Origin of the sequence: Thiohalospira halophila DSM 15071 (genome assembly GCF_900112605.1) — a bacterium.
Lineage (GTDB): Bacteria > Pseudomonadota > Gammaproteobacteria > Thiohalospirales > Thiohalospiraceae > Thiohalospira > Thiohalospira halophila.
In genome coordinates, this window is sequence record NZ_FOMJ01000004.1 from 201,494 (window position 1) to 215,901 (window position 14,408).

Sequence of the window (14,408 nt, forward strand, 5' to 3'; positions counted from 1 at the left end):
TCATCTGGGTCGGCGGCATGTTCTTCGCCTGGATGTTCACCCGTCCCGCCGCCGTGGAGGCGCTGGAGCCGCCCCAGCGGCTGAAGCTCTGGAACGGGATCTTCCGCCGCTTCTTCCCCTGGGTCTGGGCGACCATCATCGCCATCCTGGTGAGCGGCTACGGCTACATCTTCCTGATCTTCGGCGGAATGGGGAGCGCCGGGCTCTACGTCCACGCCATGAACGGCCTGGGCTTCGTGATGATCGCCCTCTTCCTCCACGTCTTCTTCGCCCCCTATCGCCGGCTCGCCCGCGCCGTGGCCGCCGAGGACTGGCAGGAGGGCGGCCGCCACCTCGCCCAGATCCGGATGATCGTCGGCTGGAACACCCTGCTCGGCATCCTCGTCATCGCCATCGGCGCCGGCGGCCGCTACCTGGTCTAGCCCCCTGTCGTTCCGGATGGCGCGCAGCGCCAGTCCGGAACCCCGAGATCAGGCCCGAGCGGGGTGTCCCGGCCCGGGTGGCTGCGTTCTCGAGATTCCCGCCTGCGCGGGAATGACGGCGTTTCGAGTCCCGCCACCCGGCCGGGACATGAGGGCGGCTCCCTTTGCTAGACTGAGAGTGGTGTCCCAGCGTCCAGGTCAGGAAGGATGTCCGACGAGCAGCAGGCCAGCACCCCCGCGATCACCGAGGCGCACGCCGCCGACTTCCCGCTGCAGATCCAGCAGTACCCCTTTGGCTGGGAGGTGGTCTACTACGCCCCCTCGGGCTATGCCCGCCACGTGGCCACGGCGGACAACGAATCCGCTGCCTTCCGGATCGCCCGGGACGTGGGCCGCGTCTACGGCCACAAGGGGCGGACCCTGGTCCAGTCCGGTCGCGGCGAGTACACCGTGGACCTGGAGACCCTGATCCACGACGCCAATACCTGACGGGCCCATTCGCGGGGTCGCCCGTGGGGCCTACCCGGGCCCCGGACACCATGGGGAGACCACCACCCGCATCCCTGGCGCGACGTTCGCCGCTACGCCGGCGTTCACCTCGAGAACCAGCCGCGTCTCGCCTCCGGCCGGGATCCGCTCCCGGCTCTCCGGCTCGGTATCGCGGGCCACGCGGAGCACCCGGCAGTCGGGGGCGATGAAGACCATGTCCAGCGGGATCAGGGTGTTCGCCATCCACATGGTGACCGCCCGGGGCGGCTCGTAGATGAAGAGCATCCCGGCTTCGGCCGCCAGGCTCTCCCGGTGCATCAACCCCTCCCGCCGCTCGGCCGGGGACTCCGCCACCTCGGCGGTGACCGCCAGGACCGGCGGTTCCCCCGCCGGGATCCGGACGTCGACGGGGTCCGCGGTCGCGGCCGTACTGGTGAACAGGAGGAGCAGGGCGAACAGGCGCATGGCCCAAGCCTAGCGTGAACCCGGCCGGATTCCGAGGCTCCGTGAACCTCGAGAACAGGCCGGTAGTGCGGATCCGGGCCGGGGGCTTTTCGTCACCGAGGTTCCCGCCGTCGCGGGAACGACTCTGCCGTTCTGTCGGGATGGCTGAAAGCGGAGAAAAACTCGCGTATCATGGTCGGGTTAACCGGTTATCACCCTCCGAGGTTCCCTTGATCGACAAGCTCCGCAACATCGCCATCGTCGCCCACGTCGACCACGGCAAGACCACCCTGGTCGACCAGCTCCTGCGCCAGTCCAATACCCTGGAGCGGCGCGACCAGGATTCCGACCGCATCCTCGACTCCAACGACCAGGAGCGCGAGCGCGGCATCACCATCCTCTCCAAGAACACCGGCCTGGAGTGGGGGGAGTACCGCATCAACATCGTGGACACCCCCGGCCACGCCGACTTCGGTGGCGAGGTGGAGCGGGTCATGTCCATGGTGGACTCGGTGCTGCTGCTGGTGGACGCCGTGGATGGCCCCATGCCGCAGACCCGGTTCGTGACCGAGAAGGCCTTCGCCTGGGGGCTGAAGCCCATCGTGGTGGTGAACAAGGTCGACCGTGACGGCGCGGACCCCGAGCGGGCGGTGGAGCAGGTCTTCGACCTCTTCGACGCCCTGGGGGCCAGCGACGAGCAGCTCGACTTCCCCGTGATCTACGCCTCCGCCCTGAGCGGTATCGCCGGCACCGACGCCGAGGCGCTCACCGACTCCATGGAGCCGCTCTTCCACGCCATCGTGGACAACGTCCCGGCGCCGGACGTGGACGCCGATTCGCCGCTGCAGATGCAGATCTCCGCCCTGGATTACTCCACCTACCAGGGCGTCATCGGCATCGGCCGGATCACCCGCGGCCAGGCCTCGCCGGGCCAGCAGGTCACCGTGGTGGATCGCGACGGCAATACCCGGCGCGGCAAGCTGGGCAAGGTCATGACCCACATGGGTCTGGCGCGGGTGGAGACGGACGCCGCCATGGCCGGGGACATCATCGGCATCACCGGCATCGACGGCCTGTTCATTTCCGATACCCTCTGCGACCCGGCCCAGCCGGAGGCGCGGCCGCCGCTCACCGTGGACGAGCCCACCGTCTCCATGACCTTCCAGGTCAATGACTCCCCCTTCGCCGGGCGCGAGGGCAAGTACGTCACCAGCCGCAACATCAAGGAGCGGCTGGAGAGGGAGCTGGTCCACAACGTCGCCCTGCGCGTGGAGCAGGGCGAGGAGGCGGAGAAGTTCAAGGTCTCCGGCCGCGGCGAACTCCACCTCTCCGTGCTCATCGAGAGCATGCGCCGGGAGGGCTTCGAGCTGGGCGTCTCCCGCCCCGAGGTCATCGTCCGCGAGGGCGAGAACGGCCCCGAGGAGCCCTACGAGGACCTCATGGTGGACGTGGAGGAGCAGCACCAGGGCGCGGTCATGGAAGAGCTGGGCCAGCGCAAGGGCGACATGAAGAACATGGAGCCCGACGGCCACGGCCGCGTGCGCATGGACTACATCATCCCCTCTCGCGGCCTCATCGGTTTCCGCGGCCAGTTCCTGACCCTGACCTCCGGTAGCGGCATCCTCAACAGCCGCTTCGACCACTACGGTCCGCTCAAGGAGGAGGCCGGCTCCTCGCGCCACCACGGCGTGCTGGTCTCCATGGCCACCGGCAAGGCGCTGGCCTACTCCCTGTTCACCCTCCAGGACCGCGGCCGCCTCTACATCGACTCCGGCGTGGAGGTCTACGAGGGCATGATCATCGGCGGGAACTCCCGGCCCGACGACATGACGGTGAACCCCACCAAGGCCAAGAAGCTCGACAACATGCGCTCCGCCGGGACCGACGAGGCCCTGGACCTGGTGCCGCCGGTGCGCATGACCCTGGAGCAGGCCCTGGAGTTCATCGAGGACGACGAGCTGGTGGAGGTCACGCCGGAGAGCATCCGGCTGCGCAAGAAGCTCCTCACCGAGAACGAGCGCAAGCGCCAGCGCAACTCCAAGGCCGCCTAGCGGGGGATCCCTATGCTCGCCCTGGAGGAGGTCGAACTCCGCCGGGGGGCCGAGCCGCTGCTGCAGGGGGCCTCGGCCACCCTCCACGACGGGTGGAAGGTGGGCGTGGTCGGCCGCAATGGCAGCGGCAAGTCCTCCCTCTTTGCCCTGCTGCTGGGGGAACTCTCCCCCGATGCCGGCCGGGTCACCCTCCCCGACGGGGCCCGGATCGCCTGGATGGCCCAGGAGATCGCCGATCTGGAGGCGACGGCGGTGGAGTATGTCCTGGCCGGCCACTTCGAGTGGGTGGCCATTCAGGAGGCCATCGCCGCCGCCGAGGCGGCCGGGGATGATCACCGCCTGGCCCACCTCTACGCCGATCTCGACGCCATCGACGGCTACACGGTCCGCAACCGCGCCGAGCAGCTGCTGGCGGGGCTGGGCTTCTCCGAGACCGCCATGGGGGCCCCGGTGGGTTCCTTCTCCGGCGGCTGGCGGATGCGGCTCAACCTCGCCCGGGCCCTCATTCGGCCCTCCGACTTCCTGCTGCTGGACGAGCCCACCAACCACCTGGATCTCGAGACGGTGGACTGGCTGGAGCAGTGGCTGCGCGGCTACTCCGGCACCCTGCTGCTGGTGGCCCACGATCGCGACTTCCTGGACAGCGTCTGCGACCACATCCTCCACTTCGACGGCGGCGAGCTGACCCTCTACAACGGCGGCTACAGCGAGTTCGAGCGTCAGCGTGCCGAGGAGATGGCCCGCCGCCAGGCGATGTACGAGAAGCAGCAGCAGCGGGTGGCCGAGATCGAGCGCTTCGTCGCCCGCTTCCGCGCCCAGGCGAGCAAGGCCCGGCAGGCCCAGAGCCGGCTCAAGGAGCTGGAGCGCATGGAGACCATCGCCCCGGCCCACGCCGACTCGCCCTTCCGGTTCAGCTTCCCGGCCTCCGAGCGCAGCTCCAACCCGCTGCTGGCCATCAAGGAGGCGACCCTGGGTTATCCGGAGACGCCGGTCCTCTCCGGTGTCGACCTCACCCTCCTGCCGGAGCGGCGCATCGGCCTGCTCGGCCCCAACGGGGCGGGCAAGTCCACCCTGGTGCGCGCCATCGCCGAGGGCAGCACCCTGCTGGACGGCGAACGCGTCGCCGGGGAACACCTGGCGGTGGGCTACTTCGCCCAGCACCAGTTGGAGGCGCTCAATCCCGATGCCTCGCCCCTGGAGCACCTGCGCCAGGAGGGTGGCGCCACCGACCAGCGCTACCGCGACTTCCTGGGCGGCTTCGGCTTCGTCGGGGACATGGCCACCAGCCCGGTGGTGAACTTCTCCGGCGGCGAGCGCGCCCGGCTGGCCCTGGCGCTCATCGCCTGGCGCCGGCCCAACCTCCTGCTGCTGGACGAGCCCACCAACCACCTGGACCTGGAGATGCGCCACGCCCTGGACATGGCGCTGCAGGAGTTCTCCGGCACCGTGGTCCTGGTCACCCACGACCGCCACCTGCTGCGCGACAGCGTGGACGACTTCCTGCTGGTCCACGGCGGGAAGGTCCGCCCCTTCGACGGGGATCTCGAGGACTACCGGCGCTGGCTGCGGGAATCCCTCGCCACCCCGGCCGCCGGCAGCGAGAAGGCGGCCGGGGGTGGCAAGGCTCCGGGGCCCGATCCGGGCAAGGGCAAGGGCGGTGGCAAGGGCAACGGCAAGGGTGCCGGCAAGGGAGGCGATCTCAAGGCCCTGCAGAACCGCCTGCGCAAGGCGGAGCGAGCGCTCACCGAGGCCGGGGAGGAGCGGGAGCGGGTCCAGCAGGCGCTGGCCGAGCCCGAGCTCTATACCGACCCGGCCCGCGCCGACGAGCTCGCCGATCTCCAGCGCCGGGAGGGGGAACTGGCCCGCAAGCTGGCGGACGCGGAAGAGGAATGGCTGGCGGCCGGAGAGGCCGTGGAGGCCGCCGGCGGCGGTACCGGCTGACGAACTTTTTTTGCCCCTTTTCCTTGTATCGTGCTCCGGCGGCTGCTATACATGGTGTCGTACTGCGCGAGCAAGGCAGCAGGTCAGTTTACGGACGTTCCCACCCTCGGTGTTTTCGCCCCGAACCCCTAGCCCCTCCTTCCGGCAGTACGCTGGTTTTTAATCTACGTAAGCAAGGTAAGCAGAAAATGGCTACAGGTACCGTCAAGTGGTTCAACGATTCCAAGGGCTACGGGTTCATCGCCCGGGATAACGGCGAGAGCGACGTCTTCGTCCACTTCTCCGCCATCCAGGGCTCCGGCTTCCGGTCGCTGACCGAGGGCCAGAAGGTGGACTTCGAAGTCCAGGAGGGCCCGAAGGGTCCTCAGGCGGCGAACGTCGTCGCCGAATAGGCGCCGCTTGACCCGCTAAGTGGGAACCCCGCCTCCGGGCGGGGTTCCTTCGTTTGTGGGGGTGGAACACCCTCCCAAACGAAGGGACAGTTCCCGAACGCAGCAACCGTTGAACTTTCCCCCCGGAAGACTCGTCCAATCCGCTGTATCCCGGGCCGACGAGGCCCGCGCCACGATCAAGGAAGCGGACCGTGAACGCCCCTCCCCAGCGCCCGAACCGGCTCCTGCCCGGCCTCGCCTCCCTGCTCGCCCTGCTGGTGGGTGGCTGCGCCGTGACACCGCCGGAGCGCGCCGACCACACCCCTGAACTCCCCGACTCCTTCAGCGAGGCCGGGGTCGCCGAGGCGCCCCAGCGCTGGTGGCGCAGCCTGGAGGATCCGGCCCTGGATGCGCTGGTGGAGCGCGCCCTGGACAGCAACCTCTCGCTGGAGGCGACCCGCGCCCGGCTGGAGCGCGCCCGCGCCGTGGCGCGCCGGGAGGGCGCCCCGCTCATCCCCTCCGTGGAGGCGAATGCCGGGATCCAGGAGCAGGGCCGCGGCACCGACCTGGACCAGGCCCGGGGCAGCGGGGCCACCGAGACGGTGAGCGCCGGCCTGTCGGCGAGCTACGAGGTCGACCTCTGGGGCCGGGTGCGGGCCGGCCAGGCCGCGGCGACCGCGAGTATCGGCGCGGCGCGGGCGGACCTGCAGGCGGCGGCGGTGAGCCTCTCCGGCAACGTCGCCACCACCTGGTATCGGCGGGTGGAGGCGCAGCGCCGCCTGGACCTCCTCCGGCGCCAGGTCGCCACCGCCGAGGACCTGCTGGCGCTCACCGAGACCCGTTATCGCCGGGGACAGGTGGCCATCGCCGATGTCCACCGCCAGCGCCGCAGCCTGGAGGCGCTGCGCGGCCAGGTGAGCACTGCCCGGGCCAGCCTGGCCACGCTGGATCACGAACTGGCGGTGCTCCTGGGCGAGCCGGCCATACGCTTAGAGCCCCCCGAGGGGGATGGCCTTCCGAACCTCGGCCCCCTCCCCGAGACCGGCCTGCCGACCGAACTGGTCCGGCGCCGGCCCGACCTCCGGCGCGCCTTTCACGACCTGGTCGCCGCCGATGCCAGCGTCGCGGCGGCGGTGGCCCGCCGCTTTCCGCGCCTGAATCTCTCGGCCTCGCTTACCGGCGAGGCGCCGTCGGCCAGCGCCATGGTGGCCACCTGGCTCATCAACCTCGGTGCCCAGCTCACCCTCCCCCTCATCGATGGCGGCGAGCGCCGGGCGGACGTCGATCGCGCCCGGGCGGAGGCGGAGGCCGCCGCCCTAGACTACGGTCAGGCAGTGCTGGAGGCGGTGGCCGAGGTGGAGGATGCCCTGGCCCGGGAGGCGCGCGAGGCCGAGCGGGTGGACCACCTGACCGCCGAGCTCGACGCCGCCCGCGCCCTGCTGGAGAACACGCAGCGGCGCTATCGCTTCGGCGAGGCCGACCACCTGGCGGTGCTGGATGCCCAGGACGGGGTCCACGCCGCCGAGCGCTCGCTGCTGGAGGCGCGGCGCCAGCGGCTGGAGTATCGGATCCAGCTCCTGCGGGCCCTGGCCGGCGGCTGGGAGATGGACGAACAGGAGGAGGCGGCATGAGCGAGACCCCCACGGGCCCCCGGCGCTGGGTGGCGGCCGTCGCGGTGGTGGCGATCCTCGCCGGCGCCGGCGGCATCGCCGCCTGGATGATGCAGGCCGACACCACCGCCGAGCGCGACGCGACCGAGCGGCCCCCGCGGCTGGTGGAGACCACCCGGGTGGAGCCGGGCCGGGAACGGGTGCGCATCGAGGCCTTCGGCGAGGTGGCACCGGCCCGGGAGGTCACCCTGCGCCCGCGGGTGAGCGGCGAGGTCCTGGCCCTGGGCGAGGGCGTGGAGCCCGGCGGCCACCTGGACGAGGGGGACACCGTGGTCCGAATCGACCCGGCCGACTACGAGCTGGCCCTCAAGCGGGCGGAGAGCGCACTCACCCAGGCGCGCAGCGAGCGCGACCGGGAGGCCGGTCGCCAGGCCGTGGCGGAGGCGGAGTTCCAGCGCGCCGCGCCGGAGGACATCCGCCCCGAGCAGCGCCGGCTCATGTTGCGCCTGCCCCAGCTAGAGTCGGCGGAGGCCGCCGTGGCGAGCGCCGAGGCCGAGCGCGATCAGGCGCGCCTGGACCTGGCGCGGACCACCGTGCGCAGCCCCTTCGATGCCCGGGTGACCGAGCGCATGGTCGACCGCGGGACGCGGGCGACCACCGGTACCGACCTGGTGCGCCTGGTGGGCACCGAGGAGTGGTGGGTGGAGCTGGCCCTGCCGCAGTCGAGCCTGCGCTGGATCGAGGCGCCGCAGGGCCCGGACCGCCCGGGCTCCACCGTCCGGATCCGGCATGCCTCCTGGACTGATGATGGCTACCGCGAGGGCCGGGTGATCCGCGTGCGCGCCGACGTGGAGGCGGGCGGCCGGCTCGCCCGGGTGCTGGTGGCCGTCCCCGATCCCCTGGATCGCGCCGGTGAGGCGGGCCCCCGCCTGCTCCTGGGCAGCTTTGTGGAGGGGACCATCCACGGCCGCGAGCTCGACGGCGTCTATCGCCTGGACGCCGGCTGGCTGCGCGAGGGTAATACGGTCTGGGTCATGGCGGCCGATGACACCCTGGCCATCCGCGAGGTGGCGGTCCTCCATCGCAGCGGCGGGATGGCCCTCGTCCGCGGCGGGCTGACCCCCGGCGACCGGGTGGTCACCAGTGACCTCTCGGTACCGGTAGAGGGCATGGCCCTGCGGCGCGAGGACGGGGAGGCCGCCGGCTCGTGAAGCTCAGCGAGATCCCGCCCGGCCCGCTGCGGTGGATGGTCTGCCACCGGGTGGCCCCCAATCTGCTCATGCTCGCCCTGCTGGTGGGCGGGCTCATCATGAGCCTGCAGATCCAGAAGCAGGTCTTCCCCGAGTTCCAGCTGGATACCGTCGCCGTCTCCGTCGCCTACCCCGGGGCCACCCCCGAAGAGGTGGAGCGCGCCGTGGTCCTGCCGGTGGAGGAGGCGGTCTCCGGCCTGGACGGCATAGAGGAGATCCGCGCCACGGCGGCCGAGGGCTCCGGCACCGTGACCCTGGAGGTGCGCACCGGCGCCGACCGCCAGACCGTCTACCAGGATGTCCAGCAGGCGGTGGGCCGGATCACGACCCTGCCCGCCGATGCCGACCAGCCGGAGATCAGCCTCTCCAGCCGGCGCGTGGACGTCATGGATATCCAGATCCACGGCGACGTGGACCCCTGGACCCTGCGCCAGGCCGCCGAGCAGGTCCGCGACCGGCTGCTGGACAGCGACGGCGTCAGCCAGGCCGAGCTGGACGGCGTACGCGGCCTGCAGATCCACATCGAGATCCCCGAGCGCGAGCTGCGGGCCCACGGCCTCACCCGCAGCCAGGTGGCCGGGACCGTCCGCGACTACGCCCGGGACCGCGCCGGCGGCTCCGTGGAGACCAGCGGCGGCGAGATCCTCCTGAGGGTCACCGAGCGGCGGGAGTGGGCCCGGGAGTTCGGGAGCATCCCGGTGATCACCGGGACGGCCGGCGCCCCGGTGCGGCTCGGGGATATCGCCACCATCCGCGAGGGCTTCGAGAATATCGACCGGGCGGCGATCTTCAACGGCGAGCCGACCATCGGCATGGAGGTCTTCCGGGTCGAGAACCAGACCCCCATCACCGTCTCCGAGGCGGTCCACGCGGCCATGCCGCGGGTGCTGGCGGATCTCCCGGCGAGCATCGACGTCACCATCGAGGACGACAACTCCGACGTCTACTCCCAGCGCCTGAACCTGCTGCTCACCAACGGCTTTCTGGGGCTGCTGCTGGTCCTGGTGCTGCTCTCCCTCTTCCTGGAGTTCAAGCTCGCCTTCTGGGTGACCGTGGGGATCCCCACCGCCTTCCTGGGCGCCTTCCTCTTCCTGCCGGCGCTGGATGTCTCCATCAGCATGGTCTCCATGTTCGCCTTCATCGTCGCCCTGGGCATCGTGGTGGACGACGCCATCGTCGCCGGCGAGAACATCTACGAGTACCGCCAGCGCGGCATGGACCTCATCCCGGCGGCGGTGCAGGGGGCGCGGGACATCGCCGTCCCCATCACCTTCTCCATCCTCACCAACATGGTCGCCTTCGCCCCGCTGCTCTTCATCCCGGGGACCTTCGGCCAGATCTGGGCGGTGATCCCCACGGTGGTCATCGCCGTCTTCGCCATCTCCTGGGTGGAGGCGCTGTTCATCCTGCCGGCGCACCTGGCCCACACCCGCGACGAGCGCCGCAGCCGGGAGGCGTTGCATCGGCGGCAGCAGGCCTTCTCCGACGCCTTCCGCCGCTTCATCGATCGGCGCTACCGCCCCCTGCTGGCGATTACCGTGCGCTGGCGCTACGTCACTACGGCGGCCGCCTTCGCGATCCTCGTCGTCACCCTCGCCGTGCCGGTCTCCGGCAAGATGGGCTTCATCCTCATGCCCAAGGTGGAGGGCAACCGCGCCGACGCGACGGTCACGCTACCGGTGGGAAGCCCCATGCATCGCGCTGAGGCCGTCCGCGACCGCATGGTGGAGGCCGTCCACCGGGTCATCGACGCCAACGGCGGCGACCAGCTGGCCACCGGCGTCTACGCCAGCATCAACGAGAACCGGGTCCGCCTCGCCGCCTACCTGCGCCCCCCGGCGGAGCGGCCCATCTCCACCGCCGAGGTGGTGCGGCTGTGGCGGGAGGAGGCCGGCACCATCCCCGGGGTGGAATCGGTCCGCTACGAATCGGACCGCGGCGGCCCCGGGGGCGGACCGGCGGTGAGCGTGGAGCTCGCCCACGCCAATATCGACATGCTGGAGCAGGCCAGTGAACGGCTGGCGGACGAGCTGGAGACCCTGGGGCCGACCACCGACGTGGACGACGGCTATACCCCCGGCAAGCGCCAGTTCGACATCGACATCACCGAGGCGGCCCGCAGCCTCGGCCTCACCGCCGCCGACATCGGCGATCAGGTGCGCCACGCCTTCTACGGCGCCGAGGCCCTGCGCGTCCTGCGCGGGCGCAACGAGGTCCGCGTCCTGGTACGGCGGCCCGAGGCGGAGCGCCGCGGCGTGGAGGACGTGGAGAACATGCTCATCCGGATCCCGGATGGCGGCTGGGTGCCGCTCACCGAGGTGGCCGAGATCGAGCGCGGCCGGGGCTATACCACCATCTCCCGGCGCGATCACCGGCGGACAGTGACCGTCACCGCCGATGTGGATCCCCCCGGCGAGACCCAGCGCGTCCTGGATACCCTCCGCCAGGAGCTCCTACCGGCGCTCACCGATGACCACCCGGGCCTGACCTGGAGCTTCCAGGGGCGCCAGGAGAGCATGCGGGACGCCATCAACAGCTTCTTCACCAGCGTCACCCTGGTGCTGCTGGTGATCTACGCCCTGCTGGCCATCCCCTTCCGCAGCTACATCCAGCCGCTCATCATCATGGCCGCCATCCCCTTCGGCGTGGTGGGCGCCATCCTCGGCCACCTGCTCATGGGCTACAACCTGAGCATCATCTCCATCATGGGCGTCATCGCCCTGGGCGGCGTGGTGGTCAACGACGCCCTGGTCATGATCGACTACGCCAACGCCCGGCGGCGGGAGGGGGTCTCCCCCATCGAGGCGGTGACCGAGGCTGGCGCACGACGCTTCCGCCCCATCATGCTCACCACCCTGACCACCTTCGGCGGCCTGGCCCCCATGATCTTCGAGACCTCCCGCCAGGCCCGCTTCATGATCCCCATGGCCATCTCCCTGGGCTACGGCATCCTCTTCGCCACCGCCATCCTGCTGCTGCTCATCCCCAGCCTCTACGCCATCGTCGAGGACCTGCGCCGAATCGCCGGGTTCCAGAACGACTGAGAACCGCCGATGGCCGCCTTGATGGGCGGTCTATCTCCCATTGCGACCGTGGGCCCCGAGCGGTACCGTGAATCCACGGTTCAACCTCGCCTCGCGGATGGAAATTGCGAACCACCAGGGGCATGGCGGATGGAGCAAGGATGGAGGCCACCATGGACGCTGCCTGTAGCCCACGAACAGTCGCGCGCCAAACCCCGCATCCCGAATCTGCAATCGCTGGCATTCGCCCGGCCGAACCCCGGACAGTCCATAAGCCCCATCACCAGCCCTCCCGCTCCCCCGCTGGTGCCGGGGGCATGATGGGTACGGCCTAGTCATGTTGCCGGCTGCCCTGACGCGGCCCCTTCGTGGTGAGCCACGCGAAGCCTGCGCAGGCGCTGAGGCTCCGGTACGTGCGATTAACGGACGTAAAGGGCGTTTTTCGTGGCCCGGGTGCGGGCTTATGCGACCGAACCGCTGTATAACGCCCCTCGAGAGGGTCTTAGTCTTCGTCAAAAGGCTTTGATCTACAGTCTCATTCTGCGTCGAGAGCTTTTCAAGTCTGGGTGTTATGCGGCGTTTGGGCCGCCCATTTATCGTTAGCGAGATCTCCATGCCGTCAGCCGCCTTGCAGAAATTTGAGCGAAACATGCTGGAAGACGTCGACCGTCTAATATCTAGCCACGGTGATTTAAACCACGATGGTATGGGCCGAAGGGGCCTCGGTCATATCACCAGAAGTGGTATCTTGACGTTGTGCGCTGCCTGGGAGTTATATCTTGAGGAAGTATTAGTCGAAAGCGCCCGTTTCCTCATTCAGCGAACAGATGCACCACGGGACCTTCCACTTCCAGTGCAGAAAGAGTTAGCAAAGCTCGTAAAGGAAGCTAAGCATGAACTGAAGCCATTAGAACTATCCGGTGACGGTTGGGAGCTTGTCTATGACCACCACGCGACCTCAAGCGCTAATAGCTTGAACACACCAAAAAGCACTCGCATAGATCCGTTATTTGAACGCATTATAGGTATAAGGGGACTCTCTGGGGTCTGGTCTATCGGACGGGAACAGGTTGATCACTTTGTTAGAGTCCGTGGAGATATTGCACACCGTGGCAGAGATGCGGGATACATACGAATAAACGATCTAGAAGAATATCGTGCAAAAATCGTTTCGGCGGTGGTCGATACAGACCACGCTATGGCTGATCATATCCAAAAAAACTCGGAAGGCGGGTCGCCATGGCGTCGCAGACTCAATTGAGCGCTAACAACGCCGTCGACCTAGGTGGCCCAATACACTGCGCTCCTTGGTGCGCGGCTCACGGCGATTGTTGGGCGGACTAAAGGAGAGAGACTGTTATGATAGAGGTCTTCCAGTTTGTGTTTGATAGGCTTTCAGGGTCGAAATTGCCTTGGTTTGCAGAAATCTCAGTAGTTATTATTTTTTTTATGAGCACAGTAGCCATTTCAGCTTCTTCGTTCTATTCACGTCCAGTGCAACAGTTGTGGAGCGATGTAAAGCGCCTAGTTGCAACCGTAACTGCCAAAGCCAAGGAAGCTAACAAATCACCCTACGACCGGAAGACCAAAGACAATCGTGTTATGGCGTGGTTCATGATTGGATGGTTCTATCTTATGATGGTGGTAATGTTTGTTTATGGCCTTCAATTTTCCCTGATTTTCTCTGGAGTATTTGGTCCAGAGGAACTCCCCTTCTATAAGCGGGTTGTTTCACTCGGTGTAGCTGTCGGGTCCCGGGTGATTCCGTGGCTTTCGATGAAATAGATCGGGCCGCTCGGCGTACCAGCTTTTCATCGCCTGAATGGGCGGCTGGTGGTCCAGGGCCTTCTGCGGTAGGTGGTGATTGTACAGATGCACGTACCGCTTGAGCGTCTGCTCCAGACTGGCCCGGCTGTCGAAGTGGTGCGTCGCCAGGACCTCGCTAATGCGGCCGTTGAAACGCTCCACCATGCCGTTGGTCTGCGGCGTTTTCGGCCGGGTCAGCCGGTGCTCGATGCCCAGGGCCTCGCAGAGCTGGTCGAACTCGTGGTCACCGGAGGCGCCCTTGGCTCGCACCCCGAACAGCCGGTCGGTGAACTCCTTGCCGTTGTCGGTGAGCAGGGTCCGGATACGGACCGGGCAGGCCTTGTGCAGCTTGCGCAGGAAGCGCCGGGCCGTCGAGGCGCTCTTGTCAGCGCAGATGTCCACAAACACCCAGCGAGTGGCCCGGTCGATGGCGACAAACAGATACCGCCGCCGGTCCTCGTCAGCCATCTGCGGGAGGTACTTCACGTCGACATGCAGATAGCCCGGGTCGTAGGCCTGGAAGGGCTTGGACGGCCGCCGCGGCTTCGCCTCGGTGGGCATGGTCGAGATCCCGTGGCGTTTGAGCAGCCGATGGACCGCCGAGCGGGAGGCGTTCTCGTTGAGGAACTCCCGGGTGACGGCGAGCATGTCCTCCAGGGACAGCCACAGCGTCCGGCGCAGGGCCACCACCACCGCCTCCTGCTCCGGCGTCAGGGTCGTACGCAGCCGGTGGGCCGTATGCGAGCCGTCTTCGGTGGTCTCTCGTTTGCGCCAGCGGCGGATGGTGTCCTCGGAGACCCCGAACTCCCGGGCCAGCTCCCGGACCGGCTTGTCCGAGGCCTGGATGGCCGCCCGACGGGCCGGCGTGGTGGTCGCGTTCTTGTGCAACCGGATGTCCATCAGGCCCGTCTCCGTAGCTGGTCCAGGAAGTCCCGCATCACGGCGCGACTGGTGAACAGTGCCCGGCGCCGGCGGTCAATGCAATCGTCGGGGACATGACA

The 14,408-nt window shown here is 68.4% G+C and carries 12 protein-coding genes; 10 read left to right on the forward strand and 2 right to left on the reverse strand.

Features of this window, described 5'->3' with window-relative positions:
* The first annotated feature begins 17 nt into the window (after positions 1 to 17).
* Positions 18 to 422, forward strand: coding sequence for a CopD family protein (locus tag BM272_RS07745; protein ID WP_093428219.1), 405 nt, complete (start codon positions 18 to 20; stop codon positions 420 to 422).
* Positions 423 to 629: 207 nt separating this feature from the next.
* A complete protein-coding gene (locus tag BM272_RS07750) occupies positions 630 to 911 on the forward strand; it encodes a hypothetical protein (RefSeq protein ID WP_093428199.1) in 282 nt (93 codons plus the stop codon).
* Between the two features lie 30 nt (positions 912 to 941).
* Here BM272_RS07750 and BM272_RS07755 read toward each other — a convergent pair whose 3' ends face one another.
* Positions 942 to 1,376 carry a DUF192 domain-containing protein gene (locus BM272_RS07755; protein ID WP_093428200.1) on the reverse strand — a complete coding sequence of 145 codons (435 nt, stop codon included), beginning with the start codon at positions 1,374 to 1,376 and terminating at the stop codon, positions 942 to 944.
* 209 nt (positions 1,377 to 1,585) lie between these two features.
* Between BM272_RS07755 and typA the strand changes: the two genes are divergently transcribed.
* From typA to BM272_RS13570, 8 genes are all read left to right on the forward strand, one after another.
* Positions 1,586 to 3,406: a translational GTPase TypA gene (gene typA, locus BM272_RS07760; RefSeq protein ID WP_093428201.1), complete on the forward strand. Its 1,821-nt coding sequence runs from the start codon at positions 1,586 to 1,588 to the stop codon at positions 3,404 to 3,406.
* Between the two features lie 12 nt (positions 3,407 to 3,418).
* A complete protein-coding gene (locus BM272_RS07765) occupies positions 3,419 to 5,347 on the forward strand; it encodes an ABC-F family ATP-binding cassette domain-containing protein (RefSeq protein WP_093428202.1) in 1,929 nt (642 codons plus the stop codon).
* Positions 5,348 to 5,535: 188 nt separating this feature from the next.
* Entirely contained in the window at positions 5,536 to 5,739 is a 204-nt protein-coding gene (locus tag BM272_RS07770) for a cold-shock protein (RefSeq protein ID WP_093428203.1), read from the forward strand.
* Between the two features lie 191 nt (positions 5,740 to 5,930).
* Entirely contained in the window at positions 5,931 to 7,349 is a 1,419-nt protein-coding gene (locus tag BM272_RS07775) for an efflux transporter outer membrane subunit (RefSeq protein WP_159433042.1), read from the forward strand.
* A complete protein-coding gene (locus tag BM272_RS07780; protein WP_093428205.1) occupies positions 7,346 to 8,539 on the forward strand; it encodes an efflux RND transporter periplasmic adaptor subunit in 1,194 nt (397 codons plus the stop codon). The genes BM272_RS07775 and BM272_RS07780 overlap by 4 nt, the downstream gene beginning before the upstream one ends.
* A gap of 35 nt (positions 8,540 to 8,574) precedes the next feature.
* On the forward strand, positions 8,575 to 11,622 hold the full coding sequence (locus BM272_RS07785; RefSeq protein WP_093428220.1) for an efflux RND transporter permease subunit: 3,048 nt from the start codon (positions 8,575 to 8,577) through the stop codon (positions 11,620 to 11,622).
* Between the two features lie 628 nt (positions 11,623 to 12,250).
* Positions 12,251 to 12,862, forward strand: a complete 612-nt coding sequence (locus BM272_RS07790; protein WP_205407777.1) for a HEPN domain-containing protein — start codon at positions 12,251 to 12,253, stop codon at positions 12,860 to 12,862.
* Between the two features lie 98 nt (positions 12,863 to 12,960).
* A complete protein-coding gene (locus tag BM272_RS13570) occupies positions 12,961 to 13,386 on the forward strand; it encodes a hypothetical protein (RefSeq protein WP_143613209.1) in 426 nt (141 codons plus the stop codon).
* Here the strand turns inward: BM272_RS13570 and BM272_RS07795 are convergent.
* The gene (locus tag BM272_RS07795; protein ID WP_093428206.1) at positions 13,333 to 14,307 is read right to left on the reverse strand and encodes an IS481 family transposase; all 975 of its coding nucleotides are present in this window, start codon (positions 14,305 to 14,307) and stop codon (positions 13,333 to 13,335) included. The two genes, BM272_RS13570 and BM272_RS07795, sit on opposite strands and share 54 nt — an antisense overlap.
* Positions 14,308 to 14,408 lie beyond the last annotated feature (101 nt).

Coding starts and splice junctions, on each gene's coding strand:
- BM272_RS07795 (WP_093428206.1), bottom strand. CDS start 14,307: ATGGACATCCGGTTGCACAAGAACGCGACCACCACGCCGGCCCGTCGG.
- BM272_RS07790 (WP_205407777.1), top strand. CDS start 12,251: ATGCTGGAAGACGTCGACCGTCTAATATCTAGCCACGGTGATTTAAAC.
- BM272_RS13570 (WP_143613209.1), top strand. CDS start 12,961: ATGATAGAGGTCTTCCAGTTTGTGTTTGATAGGCTTTCAGGGTCGAAA.
- BM272_RS07750 (WP_093428199.1), top strand. CDS start 630: ATGTCCGACGAGCAGCAGGCCAGCACCCCCGCGATCACCGAGGCGCAC.
- BM272_RS07745 (WP_093428219.1), top strand. CDS start 18: ATGTTCTTCGCCTGGATGTTCACCCGTCCCGCCGCCGTGGAGGCGCTG.
- BM272_RS07765 (WP_093428202.1), top strand. CDS start 3,419: ATGCTCGCCCTGGAGGAGGTCGAACTCCGCCGGGGGGCCGAGCCGCTG.
- BM272_RS07780 (WP_093428205.1), top strand. CDS start 7,346: ATGAGCGAGACCCCCACGGGCCCCCGGCGCTGGGTGGCGGCCGTCGCG.
- BM272_RS07755 (WP_093428200.1), bottom strand. CDS start 1,376: ATGCGCCTGTTCGCCCTGCTCCTCCTGTTCACCAGTACGGCCGCGACC.
- BM272_RS07770 (WP_093428203.1), top strand. CDS start 5,536: ATGGCTACAGGTACCGTCAAGTGGTTCAACGATTCCAAGGGCTACGGG.
- BM272_RS07785 (WP_093428220.1), top strand. CDS start 8,575: ATGGTCTGCCACCGGGTGGCCCCCAATCTGCTCATGCTCGCCCTGCTG.